Genomic DNA, 17,140 nt, shown 5'->3' on the forward strand with positions numbered 1-17,140 from the left:
TAGCGAAATTGACTTCGCAAATTACATTTGATATCAACCGAAATTGATATACCCTGCACATTTGTGAAACAAAACTTTGTTCAGTTTTCAAAGGTCTACCAAGCAAATTCTTTTACGAATCAGCTTCTATATTGTATCTCATCGATTTGAGAAAGTCAATAAAAACTTTCATATCAACATTTCTCATGGAAACGTCTTTCGCTGAGGCAACTTATTAAGAATACCATCATCGTTTTGAAATGTCAACACATAACTTTTGAAATATTCAATCGGTATATATGTTTCAAATCTCTCGCGACAACAAATAACATCATACCAAGTATTACCCAGTTGGTCAATTACTTTTTCAAATAAATACGTAAAAACTTTGCCAGTGCCTTTAAACCGTTATTGATTAACTTATAAGACCCCAAATTCTACATATGAAAACACAAAAACCGATTCATTTTTAATGAACCGGCCTTTAACTACCTATTAACTATTTAACTCTTGCTAAGAAATAACGTTTCTTACCACGGCGAACGATGACAAACTTACCATCAAAGTGGGTGCTTGGATCAATTTCAGCATTAACGTCCGTTACTTTTTCACCGTTAATCCGAATTGCACCATTATTAACGTCCTCACGTGCCTGACGCCGAGATGGTTCAATCGACGTCACATCTACTAACCATTCCACAATATTACGCTTCTCTTTAGAAACTTCAACGGAAGGCATGTTCTTAAAGCCCTGTTCAATTTCGTTGGCAGATAAATCAGCAACATCGCCCGAGAAAAGTGCTTTAGAAATATTTTCTGCCTCAGTCACTGCTTCCTTACCATGAACGAAAGCCGTCACTTCTTCAGCCAAACGACGCTGAGCCTCACGCTTTTCTGGTTGTGTTTCAACCTTCTTTTCTAAATCGGCGATCTCATCTTGACTTAGGAAAGTAAAGTATTTCAGATATTTAACAACATCACGATCATCTTGGTTTAACCAGAATTGATAGAACTCATACGGACTTGTCTTTTCTGGATCAAGCCAAACAGCACCACCAGCAGTTTTACCAAACTTGGTGCCGTCTGCTTTCAGCATTAGTGGAATGGTTAACCCATAGGCCTTCGCATCCGCACCCTCAATTTTATGAATCAAATCAATCCCAGCCGTAATATTGCCCCACTGGTCGGCACCACCAACCTGCAGTTGTACATCTTCGGCTTGGTATAAATGAAGAAAATCGACTGATTGTAAAATTTGGTAGGTAAATTCAGTAAATGAAATACCAACTTCCAGCCTAGACGCAACGACTTCCTTAGCCAGCATGTTGTTAACGTTAAACAGTTTGCCGTAATCACGAAGAAAATCAAGCAGCGACATTTTTGATAACCAGTCGTAATTATTCACAATGTTAAAGCTGCCATCTTGACCAAATAAGTGTTCCATTTGAGCAGTAATTGCCGCTTCATTATGGTGAACTTGTTCCATTGACTGCAAAACTCGCTCAGACTTTTTCCCGCTTGGGTCTCCAATAGAACCAGTACCACCGCCAATCACAATGTAAGGCCGGTGTCCGGCTAACTGAAACCGCTTCAAGATCATAAAGGGAATCAAATGTCCAACGTGCATTGAGTCACCAGTAGGGTCAATCCCTACATACAATCCGACAGACTTATTTTTAACAAGGTCGGTCAGTCCCTCTTCATCGGTTTGCTGATTGATAGCACCACGCCATTTAAGCTCATCTAAAATTGTCACAAAGAAACCTCCTTAAAATATAAAAAGTCCCCACTAGTCAATGACTAATAGGGACGAAATTTAATTCCGCGTTACCACCCAAGTTACGTTGTATTATGACAACGTCGCTCGACATCAATATCGGAATGACCCGCTAGCTACTCACTAGACCGCTCCACACTGTAATTCGGTCATCCGGGACGCTTGACTCACAGCAGCCGTCAAGTTTCTATACCGTTGCCCATCACCTACTTCGGTGCTTCTTAGCTGTCACTAATACTACAAATACTACCGGTAAAAGTCAAGCTGCGGTCAAAATGAACTTTAAACTATACTATAATAGAAGAAACGTAGGAGGTGGTTACCCTGCTCATTGTCCTAATCATAGTAACTCTGCTGAATTTGGTTGCCATAGCACCACTAGTTAAAGGGCAAACCAACCAACGGCTTGTCTGGATTCCCTTACTCGCTTTACTAATTGCAATCAGCCTACTGATCATCCTACCAATCACTATCTGGCCTGCTCACCTCATTTCTAACGCTATCAGTATGGGGTTCGTTACTTGGTACACGGTTGCCACACTCTACTTGTGGCTGACCAACTGGTACAAACGGCAATCTCATCAATCCACAAAGCCTGATTATTTAGTTGTGTTGGGTGCCAAAGTGACTTCCAGTGGGCCCTCTAAAACCTTAACTAGGCGCTTGCAAACTGCAATTGCAATTTACACCGACCAATCCGTCCCACCCAAACTCGTGTTAACTGGCGGACAAGGCAGCGACGAACCACAAAGTGAAGCCGCTGCGATGGCTGGTTATTTAGTTCGACAACAAATTCAACCACACCAACTACTGCTAGAACAGGCTGCTACTTCAACTGCGACTAACATCAAATTCTCCAAGCAGGTAATCGAAAACGACTGGCAAGCATCACGAAAACCAACTATTTTAATCGTTACCAGCGATTATCACTTAGTACGCAGTAAATTGTTGGCTTTGCAGCAACATCTACCAGTCAGTCTAGCAGGCTCTTGGACTACCACTGAAGCATTGATTCCCGCTATGTTGCGAGAAATTGCAGCACTATTGCTACAATTAAAATGGCCTTTAGTCATTTTTTGGATTGAACTGACCTTTCTAGCCCAATCTATTAGTCATTAGACCGTTTAGAGCATTTTCATTTCTGAAAATAAAACTGTAATTTTTTTACATTTGCTCTTGCGAAAGTTGAGATAATCTTATATACTGATTCTGTTGTAAATTCCCTGAAAAAAGAAATGAGGAGTTTTTCTAATGAAATTAGGTTTAATTGGATTAGGTAAGATGGGTATTAACTTAGCCCAAAACATGATTCGTAACGATAATGAAGTAGTCGGTTTCGACTTGAACTCTGACTTAGTTGACGAAGCAGCTACTTATGGTGCTGCCAAAGCAACTAGTTTGGAAGACATGGTCAGCCAATTACCATCACCAAAGATCGTTTGGGTAATGGTGCCTGCTGGCAAGCCAACTGATGCTACGATTGACTCTTTAGCTGAAGCTTTAAACGAAGGCGACATCCTAATTGATGGTGGTAACACTTTCTGGAAAGACTCACTCCGTCACAACCGTCTTCTTGGCGAAAAAGGGATTCACTACTTTGACTGCGGTTCTTCAGGCGGTTGGCGTGGTGCCCTTAACGGTGGTAACTTCATGATCGGTGGCGACGATGCCGCTACTTTCGAAGTTATTCGTCCATTATTTGATGACATTTCGTTACCAGATGGTTACCTTTACACTGGTAAAGCCGGTTCAGGTCACTACTTGAAGATGGTCCACAACGGTATCGAATACGGTATGATGGCTGCTATGGGTGAAGGTTTTGAAGTTCTTGACGCTTCAGACTTTGATTACGATTACGAAGCCGTTGCTAAGGTTTGGAACCACGGTTCAGTTATCCGTAGCTGGCTCATGGAATTGATCCAAGACGCCTTCAGCAAAGATCCTAAGCTTGATGCTATCAAGGGTCGTATGCACTCTAACGGTGAAGGCCAATGGACTGTTGAAGACGCCATGGCTCATGGTGTTCCAACTCCCGTTATTGCTGACGCTGTTATGACTCGTTTCCGTTCACTACAAGACGATACCTTTAACGGTAAAGTCGTTGCTGCCCTTCGTAACGAATTCGGTGGCCACGCAATGGACAAGAACTAATTTTAAATCACTAACTAGAAAGGCTGCGCATCCGCGTGGCCTTTTTTATTTGTCACAACATATGCGATAATGAATTATCACGATAAACAGGGAGAATTCATCTTGAAACGTAAAACCTACCAAATGCAAGTGTGGTTGGCTTACTCGCTAGCATTTATGATTATTACAGCCGTTACTTTTGGCACCCTGCGTGCTACTGGCCACTCGACAATCTGGAATTTGGACGGTATCGCCCAGCATTACCCCATTTTAAAAGAATTCTATCGCATCCTTCATGGTACCGGCCATCAATCACTCTTTAGCTGGTCTTGGAATCTGGGCCTGGGTGCGGATCAAATGACAACTTTTGCCTACTACCTCGTTGGTGATCCCTTTAGTTACTTAATCGCACTATTTCCAGTCCATCAAATTGAATTTGGCTATACGTTATTGACAATTCTTCGACTATACGTTGTTGGTCTATCGTTCATCGCACTGGCAAAACACTTTCATTTCAAACCCGCTGGCCAAATTTTTGGTGCCCTTATTTACACCTTTAACGGGTTTGCCTTTTACGTTAGTTACCACCATCCGTTCTTTTTGCTGCCAATGATTTTCTTTCCTCTGCTTTGCCTGAGCATTGATCGGGTACTACAGGGAAAATCTTGGTGGTGGCTGAGTATCATTACCGCCGTTATTTTAATCTGCAACGTTTATTTCGCTTATCTCATGGTATTTGGTGCACTAATTTTCTTGATCATTAGATACTTTGACTTGAAGCAAAAAAAAGTGCTGTTACCCAAATTATGGCAGCTACTGCTACGCTTGATGCTGGCCATGATTATCGCTTTACTCGTATCAGCCGTCATCCTATTGCCGAACGTTATTTCTATGATGAATAGTTCACGGATGGGTGGATCGATTTTTGCGAATAATCTGCGTTGGTATCCAGAGGTTTATTACCGCACACTGCCCGACAATCTGCTAACGTCTAACGGTAATATCTATTATTGGGCATTGATTGCAACCAGCGGTCTTTCACTAATTGCCATGGTTTGGACATTACGTCGTTTTAAACGCTACTTGGCACTCAACCTGACCCTGATTTTAATTGCCATTGGTCTGCTGTTCCCAGCTGTAGCGGCTACGCTGAACGTCATGAGTACCCCTTCCAACCGTTGGCTGATGATGGCGCAACTGGTCTTTGCTTTAACAGCTGCCACGCTGGTTGATCATTTAACTCACTATACGACACGGGACTTCATCTGGCTGACGGGTGTTATTGCTGGTCTGATCATCATCATTTGGATTGCCAACGGCTACCTATTCAAATTCCGTCAGATTCAATTGCTGACCTACTTGATCTTTATGCTGTTCATCTGGCTCTTTAGCTTACTGCTACTAAGGCCCCAGTTTTACCGACCGTTAAAAGTTGGCTTATTAGGCCTAGTTATGCTCAATGCCATTACCACTGGTCTAAGCTTTTACGATGATAATTACAGTGGGTCACCCGAAAATGAACTTCCTGCTAACACAGCTAGTCAGTGGTCTAAGTGGTACTTTGACGGTGCTGATCAGTATCTGAGCAAACATGATAAAAGTTTCTACCGAACATCCACCACCAACGACTACTACACGATGACAACCGTGGGTAATAATCTTCCCATGCTGTTAAATACGCATACCATCAGTTCGTACTATTCGGTTCAAAACGGGGACGTCAATCACTTTAATCAGCAACTGGCGAATGTCCAAAATAGCATGAATAACCCTACTAGTGAAGCTGATACACGCGGTGCAATGCTGTCCTTACTCAACGTCAAATACTTGTTTGCTCGCGAAGACGACACGCTAAATCAAAAAGCCGTTCCTTATGGCTTTAAACCGCTAAAAACGAAGGGTGGCAAACCAGCTGTTATCGAAGATCACCCGGTTTACTCGGTAGGTAACGGTACGGGGACTACAATTTTAAAAAACCGCTATGCGTTACCGTTGGTCTACATGCAAGATTCACAAATTACGCCAAACGTTTTTAAAAAGCTCACTGCTCTCCAACGTCAAGAAGCTTTGCTGGAAGGTGTTAGCGTTAACAAGAAAATTGCTGGCGTACCAACGTCTCAACCTAAAACGGCCACTAAACATGTAGGATACAATGTTCAATTAACTAGTGAGCCAATTCTAAAAATACCTGATTTAATTAACTATCGCCTGCAACATAATACTAAGCATTCTCAGTCAGCCGCTATTGGTAAGCAGCCCCTATCACCAGAGGATGCCGCTAATTACGCCGCAACTACCGGTTTGGATAAGCCTTCAACCAAGGTCAACAACTTGTTAGCTCAAAACCAAACGATAATTGACAATAATACACAGGCTAACCAAAATGGACTGCATGAAATGACCAGTGATGCGCTTGGTCAGCAGCAAACTTATGCGTTGAAATTAAAACATCCCAAGCAAGTTCAGGGTACTGAGCTCTATTTAGACCTCTCGGGTATTTCAACCAGTTTCCCGGATACCGCAAAACGATTAAACTATTATGCCACGCGATCACAATTTGCTGGCACACCGTTGCCAAAGGGGCAGCAAAAAAATAATTGGCGCTCGATCATCAATCATCCGCTATTTAACGCTTATACTATGAACATCAAAACCAGTCGCGGTCAAACCGTCTATAACCAATTTGGTATCAATAACCTTTCTGATTATGAACCTAAGGACCACTTGCTGATCAACCTGGGCTATTCCACGAAGCTCCGAAAAACGATCAATTTATCGTTTACTACCGCAGAAAAGATTCATTTTAAACACGTCAAAGTGATCGCTGTCCCGTACGGCGCTAAATACCGTCAGCAAACTACCAAACTACAGAAAACTGGTTTAGTTCATCAACGAGTCACCAATAATCAGGTTAAAGGGACTTCCGTTGGCAATCGTAAACGTATCCTAACTACCAGTATTCCCTACAGCAAGGGTTGGCAATTAAGTGTGGACGGTAAACCGCAACAAACACAACTCGTTAACGCTGGCTTTATTGGCGCTACACTTCCCAGTGGTACCCACCACATTAAACTGACTTATCGTACACCTGGTCTCAAAGTTGGCATCTGGAGTTCCATCGTTGGTGTGCTGTTGGCACTCATGGCCGGTGTCTGGTCCCTAGCCTCTCATAAACCAACTAAAAATAACTAGGCGAAGTGACTAAAACAGTTGTACTTTGGAAATTAATTGGTAACTTGCTATAATGAATGTGAATTAAATTCGCTTTTCATCCTAGGAGGGCTTAACTGTGAAAACTTTTACTGCATACTTCGTTCGGCACGGTCAAACAATGCTGAACCACTATAATAAGATTCAGGGCTGGATCGATTCCCCGTTAACTGATAAGGGAATTGCTGATGCAAAACGTGCTGGACAGCAGCTGAAGGCGATTAATTTCAACGCCGCGTACAGCAGTGATTCAGGCCGCGCAATTGAAACGGCTTCTTACATCTTGAAGGCTAATCCTGAAAACATCAATATCATCAGTTATCAATATCCTGAATTTCGCGAGCAGTGCCACGGTTACTTCGAGGGCAACGATGCCAATCAGATGTGGCAGTTCGTTGGCGAACAGGTGCAGTTAACTTCCGAATCAGCCGTGTTAGGTAAATACGGTTTGGAAAAGGCCCGGGACCTTATTCATAAAGCCGACCTCTATGGTGAAGCAGAAAGTAACGACATGTTTTGGAAACGGCTGGATCGCGGTTTTAATAAACTGCGTGATAACACCAACGATGGTGATCAAGTTCTGGTGGTCTCTCACGGTATGACGATTCGTTCAATCATTGACCGTTACGCGCCAGAACTCGATGTGGGCGTACCTACCATTAATGGCAGTATTTCAAAATTAACCATTACAGACGATGATATCAAAGTGGATTTCTTTAACAAAACCAACTTTGTTGCTAAATAGTTAAACTCAGCATCATAAAAAGGATCTGCGGATCAGTTTTTAAAACTGATTTTGCAGATCCTTTTTATATTTTCGCTACTTTACGTGGCTGAGCCGTTTCCGCCTGAGTTTTAACCTTGGTTTTAGCAACAATCACTCGGCCCATTAATTCAGCTACTTTAAACCGGTCACAAGGTTGATGATCCAACACAGTCACCATCACCGTCCGTTCATAAATATGTTCTACTCGGCCTACAAAGGCACACGTCAGATTACCATTAGGTTCGCACGTTACGATATCGTTGATTTTAATCATGTTGATCATCCTTTCCTTCGTTGGCATTGGACAATTGCCATGGTCTTAGCGTCGTTAGCCTCAACAACTAACTTATATCGATTTTCTTCAACTATTCGGCGATCATGAAAGTGAAAGTTCATCACCTCAACGACTAGCCGATTTCCAAATACCTGGCATACTCGCGCAATAAACGGTCTACTCATTTGCGCATGGTGACATCGAACTAGTCGACCTACCACAATTTCCGGTGCTTCACTCATTCACGCCGCCTCCTTTTTTCTTATGTGTATAAATTATCAAATCAATAAGAAATAGTTACGACCAAATGATGAACATTTCTTGAAATCGGTTTACAATTCAGTAACAAACAAGACACAAATAAAAAAGTGCCTGATTTACGGCTATAAAACCGAAAAAATCAGGCACTTTTATTATTATGTTTTATTTATGTTAAAAATTATTTTTTTCTTACTGCTTGATCAAAAGTCTTCAAGCGTTTTAAAGCATCCGTTAAAACGGCACGATCCACCGCAAAGTTAAGACGCATAAAGCCACTGCCCGTCTTGCCATAATCAATGCCAGGATTAAGACAGATGTGACCAAGTTCACGCAATTTCTGATCCAGTTCAGCATCCGTTAAACCATAGGCCATGAAATCAAGCCACATGAGATAAGTTCCTTCAGGATACATTGGCCGAATCATTGGCACTTCTTCACGCAAATATTCATAAGCAAAGTTACGGTTGGCTTCCAAATAAGCATTCACTTCCGCTAACCAGTCAGCACCCTGTTCGTAAGCGACTCGAGTGGCAACTAGTCCTAACGTATTTACTTCTTCAATCGCTTCAGCAGCGGCCGCCTGCTTTAATATTGCCAGCAGTTTAGGGTTCTTAACCGCCAAGAAGGCACATTTGATCCCCGCTAAATTAAACGCCTTAGTTGCTGACTTCAGTAAAATCGTTTGATCAGAAGCCTCTTCACCCATCAAATCAGACATCATCGAAACCGGCAGATTGTCAGAAAAAGCAACGTCATCATGAATCTCATCTGCCAACACTAAGACGTTGTGCGCGTTTGCGATATCTTGAATCCGCTGTAATTCGGATGTGGTCCAGACACAGCCACCAGGGTTATGCGGGTTGCAAACAATTATTGCTTTGGCATTGGATTCAGCCATCACTTGATCCAAGCGATCAAGATCGATGACGTATTGCCCCTCTCGTTGAACCAACGGAAATTCAATAAACTGACGTTGATTGTCAATCACTAACTGCCGATACGGCGGATAATATGGCGACATGACAATAATACCGTCGTCGACCTGGGTTAAATGACGAATAACGAACGATAAGCCAACGGCCACGCTGGGAACGATGATCAGCTGATCTCGTTTGAGACTAACATTGTGGTACGTCTTTTGCCAGTGAATAATAGCGTTATAAAAAGCCGTACTAGGCATTGTGTAGCCCAGTACTTTTTGGTCTAACACGCGTTGCATCGCTTCTCTAATAAACTGAGGTGTCGCAATATCCATATCAGCCACAGTCATGGGCAACAGTTGGTCGTCATCCTTCGTAACTGACCACTTCACGTTATTGTCTTGGCGCCGATTTACGTTAGTATCAATCATGTCCAGTTCTCCTTCTCCGATGAGTATTGGTTTAAGCCTAGTTTGAACCAATTATCGGGACGAATCAAGACTTGGGATTACCTCTTGGGTCAGCCACTTCAATAGCTCGCTCATCTGCATCCCAAATCGACGCTGATAACCAGCCTCTGAAGTCTGATCCAGACAGATTGCATCCCCTTTTACCGCAATTTTTACCGCCGTTTCAAAGTTTACATCACGCATCAGTGCAGCACCAAGTAGCGCCGAAAAAACATCGCCGCTGCCATAAAAATGGCCATCGCGCAATTTTGTAGAAACCATTTGCAGCCCACGATTGTCTTGATAAGCCGTTAATACAGCGTCATCGCTTGGAATACCGGTGACTACAACCCGTGTTCGCTTCCCACAAACAGATGATAGTTTTGCAAATAAAGCCGTCACAGTAGCTTCACTAGGCTGTTGATCACTTAATGGCACGTCAGCTAATAAATGTGCTTCCGTCCAATTAGGCGTAATCACATCCGCATCAGCAATCAGTTCCCGCATGGTCGATACATAATCCGCCGGTAATCCCGGATAAAGAGCACCATCATCGCCCATAACGGGATCAACGATTAATGGATGCAACTGCTGAGATGTTGCTAACTGAATTAAACGATTGAGCAGCCCCACTTGACCAACATAGCCGATCAAACCACCAGAAAGCTGAATATCTTCATTTTGCCAATGATCTATCGTCTGACTAAGCCATTTTGCTGAAAATTGTTTGGCTGGTGTACCAAAGCCCTCCGTTTGGGTAGACAACACCTGCGTCGGCAAAATAGCTGCTGGAACACCAAAGACTGCTAAGATTGGCACGGCAACACCCAGTGACATGGTTCCAATAGCGGAAAGATCTTCCGCAACTAAAAAGGGCTGGTTATGCAAAGTTTTTACCATGTCTTAACCAATTAGTCTGGGTAACCGGTTTTCCAGCGGAACGGAAACCACGTAAGCCACAACACCGCCAACAATTCCCTGAATAAAGTTGGTAGGTACACCGATCAGACCGACTTTGAAACCATATAGCAAACTATCAGTTGCCCAATAACCAGCTACCATGACTAAAACACCAATGCTCATGGCAACGATCTTGGCAGATTTAGTCTTCTTACCACCAATCCAGCCAGCAACAAAGCCTTCTAAGCCGTGGACAATAAACGAGAAAATCATGTACTGGGTGTATCCTGAAATTAAATCAAGCAGTAAACCACTGAAGGCACCAACAACTGCACCCTGCGTTTTGCCTAGTAAAATGGCTGCAATAAATATCCCAGCATCACAAAGATTAATGTTCCCATGGGTCATTGGAACAGGAATTAAGAAAAACCTTGAAATGACAACGGTAACTGCGATCAACATCGCCAAGTAAACCACTTCTCGGGTTGAAATATGTCGTTTATTTTCCATTCTGCTTCGCTCTCTTCTCTTAACAAATTTTAATCTACTTATCATATTACAACACGCTTATCGTGAAAATACAAGCCTGCGTCTCTAGAATACCTGAATAGTATACCAAGTAGAAGCGAACGTGTGTACCCTTTTATTGGAAAGCGGCACTTATTTCAAGCTTACACCACAAAAAAGCCGTAACGTCACTATCTCTGTAGTGATCATTACGGCTTTTTAGTCAACGCTTATTGTGCGTCAGTTGCACCTTTAGCATCTTTTTCGGCTTTTTCAGCTTTCAACTTGCTTTCAAGTTCTTTAACAATTTGTTCGTGTCGAGATTCACTCAACTTAACCTTGGTGTAGTAGACAATAGCGGCAACTGCAACCAAAATCATTGGTCCATAGAACATGTACATCTTAAAGTTTGACAATTGAGCTGCACTAATACTGCTTGGAGCAGCATTGCCAGTCATACCAGAGTGAACGGCAGCGATACCAACAACACCGTTAGCAACCGCACCAGCCAACTTATCGATCAATGGTCGGATAGAAAGGGTAACGGATTCGTTCCGGGTACCGTTCTTCCATTGACCATATTCAACACTATCAGTAATGGTCATCAACGCGGCCAAGAAGATCATTGGGTATGGGAAGAAGAAGACAGCGACGGAAACCAAGACACCGAGTAAACTGTGTCCCGCAAACAAGAACAGAACGTAACCGACTAACATCATGCAAATACCACCGACATAAATCGCTTTACGGTGAACTTTTGCAACGATCACTGGGAAGAGAGAAACTGAGATGACACCCAAGATGGCCATGATCCAGCCGGCAAAGGTGAACTTGTTTGACTGACCCAATACGTAAGTGAAGTAGTAAGCTAACAATGAGTTAGTAACAACGTAACCTAAAGCAAATAGGAAGTATGAAGCTGCCAACCACATTAACTGGTCGTTCTTACCTAACGCTTTGAAAATACCGATGACACCAGTACGTTCAGTGTTTTGACGAATCAAACTGGTATTTTCATGAGTTCCCAAAGCCGTGCATAAAGCACCACCGAATGAGAATATTGCGATAACAACGGCAAAGCCAATCCACCCAGCTTGAGTCTTAGTCTGGCCACTTGTTCCTGAGAACACGTGTGAGAAGAACACAATCAGAGGGAAAATGATAATTGGAACCGCTTGGGCACCAATAGTTGATCCTAAACGACCAGTAGTACCAAAGTTATTACGAACCTTTTCATCAACACTCAACGCAGGGAGCATTGACCAAAGTGCAATATCTTTAAACGAGTAGAAAATATCCATAATGACATAACAGATACCAAACAAAACAACGTAAAGCATTGGATTGGAATTAGTTAAGCCACCAAAATCCGTAAAAATCAAAACTAAGAAAATAGCACTGACACCGGCACCAACTAGCAACCATGGCTTAAACTTACCATATTTAGTCTCGGTGTTATCGATAATACCACCAATGATTGGGTCAAATACAATTTCAACTAACCGAATAATCATCATCATCGTGGTGATTGTCAAAATCATATGTGACTTGACACCTTTTGCAGCGCCGTTAAATAATTCACTGGTAATGAACAACATCAAATAAGTACTTAATGTTGCGTAGAACGCATCATGCCCAAAGGCCCCTAATGCGTATGATGTATACTGTTTAACATGACTCTCTGTTTTTTCTTTCATGATTATTCGCCACTTCCTGAACCTTCGTAACGATGCTCAATGATCTTTGAAAGGATCTTACTACGCTGTTCTGACTTAGCAACGTCAAAACGAGTTTCCTCAAGATCATTAAAGTCTTGTGCCAACAACAATGATTCTAGATAAAGCGTTAACTGACGTTTGATATAAACTTTATCTTCTTCGTCATCGCGCTTAGGATTACCACCAAGGACCGCCTCTGCAAACGATTCAGGATTCAGTGTAATCTTGTCACTGTTCTTACTTGCCATGACTCATGCCTCCCGTATTTTGGGAGCCACCCGCTAAAGCAAACGATAAAATCAATAATCAGGATAAATTTCAAATACGACAATCGTCATTCGCTTTAGCAAGCGCTTCCAATATTCATTTTGCTACCCTTCCTCGATAGCCTAGGAACATTCTAGCACAATTGTGCAAACTTTGTAAACGCTTACTTTAATTTCAATAAAATTTTACCCAATTTTTAGTCAATTAAAGGGAAAAAATTGTTTACTACCAGCATACTGGTGTTTTATCACTCGTAAACATTTTAAGCTGGTGTTGAAAGTACGCTATGAAAAACAATGAAAACACGAAAAGAAGCTACGCCAAAACTCGGCAGATTCCATTATTTACGCTAAATGGTTGGAATCTGAGTTTTGGTGCGGCCTCTTCCTACTAAAGTCAATTCAATTAAATTTTAACTGCTACCAGCCAATCTCGTCCGCATTATCAGGCAATGAAAGTTTGCCCGCTGCCAGTTCGCTAAAGGCCTGGTCAAGAATATCAAACGCCGACTGCAACTGTTCCTCAGTGATGACCAACGGTGGCTGAAACCTAAGCACATTGGTCTTCAAACTGATAATGATTGCACCCAGTTCAAACACCCGGTAAATAATCTTAGTTGTGGCGTCAGCGTCTGGTTTACCCGTCTCAGGATCAATAATATCGATACCACCGTCTAAACCGTACATCCGAACATCGCCAATAAAGTTAAACTTCTTTTTCTCGTCTTCAAAGAAGGCCTTAGCTTTTTTACCAAGCGCGGTGCTGCGTTCCAGTAAGTGTTCGTCTTCGATCACGTCAATAGTGGCCATAGCTGCCGCCGTAGTCACAGGGTTGCCTGCCGTAGTGTAAACGTTGGCTGGTGATCCTAACGAGTTCATGATCTCCTGACGGCCGATAACCGCACTTAATGGCAGTCCAGAAGCCAGCGATTTACCGACCGACATGAGGTCTGGTTCCAAATTAAAGTGCTGAATGGACCACCACTTACCGGTTCGGCCCATGCCTTGGTTAACTTCATCAACTGCAAATAAAATGCCGTTAGCCTTGGCAAAATCATAAATCTTGTGCATATAAGCATCTGGTGTTTTAACGATCCCACCGTCACCTTGAATCGGTTCAATCAAAATGGCAGCTACTTCTTCAGCTGGCAAATAAGTTTCAAAGGGCAGCTTAAAGGCGTCAAACATTCGGTCAACAAAGGCCTCTTCGGATTCGCCATCTAGGCGCTTCCAAGGATCTGGGAATGGCACCTTAACAATATCTGGTAACAGCGGACCAATCTTTCTGCTCATATTCAAGCTCACCGATGACACACTGATTGAACCATACGTTGAACCATGATAAGCCCCCGTAAAGCTCACAATGTAAGGTCGTCCGGTATAAGCCCGGGCAAATTTAATGATGGCATCGTTAGCATCGGAACCAGAATTGCCCCAGCCTAAAGTTGTCGGACCACTGATAGGTGCCAACGCTGCCAATCGCGGAGCTAATTTAGCAGCTGCATCGTTGGCAAAGTACGCCGGTGTATACTGCAATAATTTAGCCGCTTGATCCTGAACTGCTTTAACCACGTGAGGATGCGAATGACCAGTGTTGGTTGCTGAAGCACTTGCCAGCAAATCAATGTAAGTTTTGCCATCAGCATCAGTGACAGTGGCGCCCTTGCCCGATTCGATCACAATGTTGAAATACTTTACCCGCGCAGCGTTAGAAAGTGCCGGCGCTTCGCTTTTTAAGATTCGTTCATTTTCACTCATGATATTTCCTCCATCAATCCTGATTTAAACGAAAACCCCAAAACACAGTGCTTTGGGGTCCTCATTAAACTATTTTTGTTTAGTATTTGGTCTTGTATTTAACGAAGAATGCTTAGCACCGTATAGCAGGTAAACAAGCAGTCCAAAAATAAACCAGACTAAGGCATAGATTTTAGCGTCTTTGTCCAATCCCCAGAAAACACCGAGTGCCCCTAAGAAAGCAACGAATGGCAGTACTGGGTAAAACGGCATCTTAAACGAAGGATCAGGAATATCTTTTCCTTCACGTGGACGCAGTTTGTAGATTCCTAGAGAAACAAACATAAAGGCAATCAAAGTCCCTGCAGAAATCAGTTGTGACAAGAAGGCAAATGGGAACAATGAACCGATAACCACACCAACAATGGTAATGGTTGACAGCGCATGGTTAGGTAGCTGTTTGTCGTTCAACACACCCAGCCATTTTGGCAGTAAACCGTCACGGCCGAATGAGTAAACGAGACGTGAACCAGCCAGCATCATCCCGATTAACGCGGTAAACATCCCCACAACAGCAATCGCCTGAACGATCGTTGCAACTAAGGTATGACCACTTTGACGCAGTGCCCAGCCAACGGGTTCAGCGTTATTAGCGTAGTCACTGTAATGGAACATCCCTACAAGTACTAGGGAAACGGCAACGAACAAGACAACCGCAATAACCAATGACCCCATGATCCCACGAGGCATGGTCTTTTGTGGATCCTTCGCTTCAGCAGAGTTGGCAGCAACGGAATCAAACCCGATGTAAGACAGGAAAATCATTGAAACACCAGCGTAAATTCCTTGCCAGCCACCAAACTGGTTACCGTTAACAACTTTGTGAGCTGGAATGAACGGCACGTAATTTTGTGGATGAAGTGCCGTAGCACCAACCACGATAAATAGCAAAATAGCTAAAACTTTTAAAACAACCAATGTATTTTGGACACGTGCAGCTGTAGAAGCGCCTCGCGACAGAAGAAAGGCAACCATTAAAACAACGACAACCGAAGTGATATCAATGATACCGCCATCAGTTCCCAACGGGTTAGCTAACGCCTTTGGAAACGTAATCCCCAAAGGCTGTATCAACCCACGGAAGTTCGCTGAAAGCCCAGACCCAACGAAAGCCACCGCAATAAAGTATTCGGCTAACAGTGCCCAGCCGGCAATCCAGCCAAAGCCTTCACCGAAAACAACGTTGATCCACGAATAAGCTGATCCGGCAAATGGCATAGCAGCTGCCATCTCAGCGTATGCAAAGGCCACTAAGCCAGCAACAACGGCTGCAGCTAAGAACGATAAGGCTACGGCTGGACCAGCATGCTGTGCAGCAACAACACCGGGCAAAGTAAAAATAGAAGTCGAAACAATCGTACCGACACCTAAGGCTAAGATATCCTTCACGCCTAATACACGAGCCAAATGCGAATCCTTGTCTTGATAGACAGCCGGATCTTCCTGGCGTAAGAATGTACTCTTAAAACTCATAAGATTCCTCCTGTAGCGGTAACTAACCGCTTATGTATTCGAAACAATAAATCTTGTCCTCAAAGGAACATTAGAAATAAATGAGTATATTTTAACAACTATTTTAATATAGTGCAAGGCTTTCCGGTTGTATAATCAACCATAAAACCTAATAAAACGCTTTAATTATCACCGTCTATCACGCATAATGAAATTAATGAAGAAGTTATTATTAATGAGGTGATCCTATGGGATACATTCTAAATTTAAGGAAAAAGGTTGGTCACCAACCATTAATTTCAACCGGTGCCGCCGGTCTTGTCTATAACGCTAGTGCGCAGCTACTGTTTGTTCACCGCAGTGACACTCATTTATGGGGGCTGCCTTCTGGTTCGAAGGAAATTGGAGAGTCGCTCGCCGAAACTGCTAACCGTGAAGTCACAGAAGAAACCGGGGTTCACGCAGTTAACTTTAAATTTAAAACCCTTTTAAGTGGCCCATCCATGCAATTCAGTTACCCCAATGGCGATCAAATCGATGCTGTAATAGCGGTCTATCAAGCCTTCACTCAGGATAACCAGCTTACTCCACAAGCCGGCGAGACGGATAAAGTGGCCTTTTTCGATTTGGACAACTTACCTGAACAGATGACTGATTTTTCACAGCAAATTTTAGAGGCAGCTGAGTTGGTATAATACTGTCAAAAATTCTACAATAGACATTACATGTATATT

At 42.9% G+C, this 17,140-nt stretch carries 15 protein-coding genes and 1 other annotated feature; of the genes, 5 read left to right on the top strand and 10 right to left on the bottom strand.

What is annotated here, in order from left to right; genetic code table 11:
- Positions 1-478: 478 nt before the first annotated feature.
- Positions 479-1,735 carry a tyrosine--tRNA ligase gene (gene tyrS / locus CES82_RS08015; RefSeq protein WP_098825226.1) on the bottom strand — a complete coding sequence of 419 codons (1,257 nt, stop codon included), beginning with the start codon at positions 1,733-1,735 and terminating at the stop codon, positions 479-481.
- Between the two features lie 46 nt (positions 1,736-1,781).
- Positions 1,782-1,988 (bottom strand) — a binding site (T-box leader).
- Between the two features lie 128 nt (positions 1,989-2,116).
- On the opposite strand from tyrS, the gene CES82_RS08020 reads away from it, so the two are divergent.
- The 4 genes from CES82_RS08020 (at position 2,117) to CES82_RS08035 (ending at position 7,841) form a co-directional block, all read left to right on the top strand.
- Positions 2,117-2,875, top strand: a complete 759-nt coding sequence (locus CES82_RS08020) for a YdcF family protein (RefSeq protein ID WP_143466298.1) — start codon at positions 2,117-2,119, stop codon at positions 2,873-2,875.
- 132 nt (positions 2,876-3,007) lie between these two features.
- Positions 3,008-3,907, top strand: coding sequence for a phosphogluconate dehydrogenase (NAD(+)-dependent, decarboxylating) (gnd, locus tag CES82_RS08025; RefSeq protein WP_098825230.1), 900 nt, complete (start codon positions 3,008-3,010; stop codon positions 3,905-3,907).
- 102 nt (positions 3,908-4,009) lie between these two features.
- Positions 4,010-7,078 carry a YfhO family protein gene (locus CES82_RS08030; RefSeq protein WP_180245700.1) on the top strand — a complete coding sequence of 1,023 codons (3,069 nt, stop codon included), beginning with the start codon at positions 4,010-4,012 and terminating at the stop codon, positions 7,076-7,078.
- A 97-nt stretch (positions 7,079-7,175) separates the two neighbouring features.
- Entirely contained in the window at positions 7,176-7,841 is a 666-nt protein-coding gene (locus CES82_RS08035) for a histidine phosphatase family protein (protein WP_098825234.1), read from the top strand.
- A 64-nt stretch (positions 7,842-7,905) separates the two neighbouring features.
- Here CES82_RS08035 and CES82_RS08040 read toward each other — a convergent pair whose 3' ends face one another.
- The 9 genes from CES82_RS08040 to CES82_RS08080 form a co-directional block, all read right to left on the bottom strand.
- Entirely contained in the window at positions 7,906-8,136 is a 231-nt protein-coding gene (locus CES82_RS08040; protein WP_143466299.1) for a hypothetical protein, read from the bottom strand.
- Positions 8,137-8,141: 5 nt separating this feature from the next.
- The gene (locus CES82_RS08045; RefSeq protein WP_098825238.1) at positions 8,142-8,378 is read right to left on the bottom strand and encodes a hypothetical protein; all 237 of its coding nucleotides are present in this window, start codon (positions 8,376-8,378) and stop codon (positions 8,142-8,144) included.
- A gap of 197 nt (positions 8,379-8,575) precedes the next feature.
- Positions 8,576-9,748 (bottom strand): MalY/PatB family protein, encoded by a 1,173-nt coding sequence (locus tag CES82_RS08050; protein ID WP_098825240.1) that lies wholly within the window; start codon positions 9,746-9,748, stop codon positions 8,576-8,578.
- Between the two features lie 51 nt (positions 9,749-9,799).
- The gene (locus CES82_RS08055; protein WP_098825243.1) at positions 9,800-10,666 is read right to left on the bottom strand and encodes a PfkB family carbohydrate kinase; all 867 of its coding nucleotides are present in this window, start codon (positions 10,664-10,666) and stop codon (positions 9,800-9,802) included.
- A 3-nt stretch (positions 10,667-10,669) separates the two neighbouring features.
- Complete coding sequence (locus tag CES82_RS08060; protein WP_098825245.1) at positions 10,670-11,176, bottom strand: ECF transporter S component; 507 nt, start codon at positions 11,174-11,176, stop codon at positions 10,670-10,672.
- A gap of 227 nt (positions 11,177-11,403) precedes the next feature.
- Positions 11,404-12,870 (bottom strand): glycoside-pentoside-hexuronide (GPH):cation symporter, encoded by a 1,467-nt coding sequence (locus CES82_RS08065; protein ID WP_098825247.1) that lies wholly within the window; start codon positions 12,868-12,870, stop codon positions 11,404-11,406.
- 2 nt (positions 12,871-12,872) lie between these two features.
- Positions 12,873-13,139 (bottom strand): hypothetical protein, encoded by a 267-nt coding sequence (locus CES82_RS08070; protein WP_098825249.1) that lies wholly within the window; start codon positions 13,137-13,139, stop codon positions 12,873-12,875.
- 438 nt (positions 13,140-13,577) lie between these two features.
- The gene (locus CES82_RS08075) at positions 13,578-14,915 is read right to left on the bottom strand and encodes an aspartate aminotransferase family protein (protein ID WP_098825250.1); all 1,338 of its coding nucleotides are present in this window, start codon (positions 14,913-14,915) and stop codon (positions 13,578-13,580) included.
- Between the two features lie 69 nt (positions 14,916-14,984).
- Complete coding sequence (locus CES82_RS08080) at positions 14,985-16,427, bottom strand: APC family permease (protein WP_098825252.1); 1,443 nt, start codon at positions 16,425-16,427, stop codon at positions 14,985-14,987.
- Positions 16,428-16,654: 227 nt separating this feature from the next.
- Between CES82_RS08080 and CES82_RS08085 the strand changes: the two genes are divergently transcribed.
- Entirely contained in the window at positions 16,655-17,101 is a 447-nt protein-coding gene (locus CES82_RS08085; protein WP_098825253.1) for an NUDIX hydrolase, read from the top strand.
- Positions 17,102-17,140: the final 39 nt, after the last annotated feature.

This window comes from Secundilactobacillus silagincola (genome assembly GCF_002583405.1).
Taxonomy (GTDB): domain Bacteria; phylum Bacillota; class Bacilli; order Lactobacillales; family Lactobacillaceae; genus Secundilactobacillus; species Secundilactobacillus silagincola.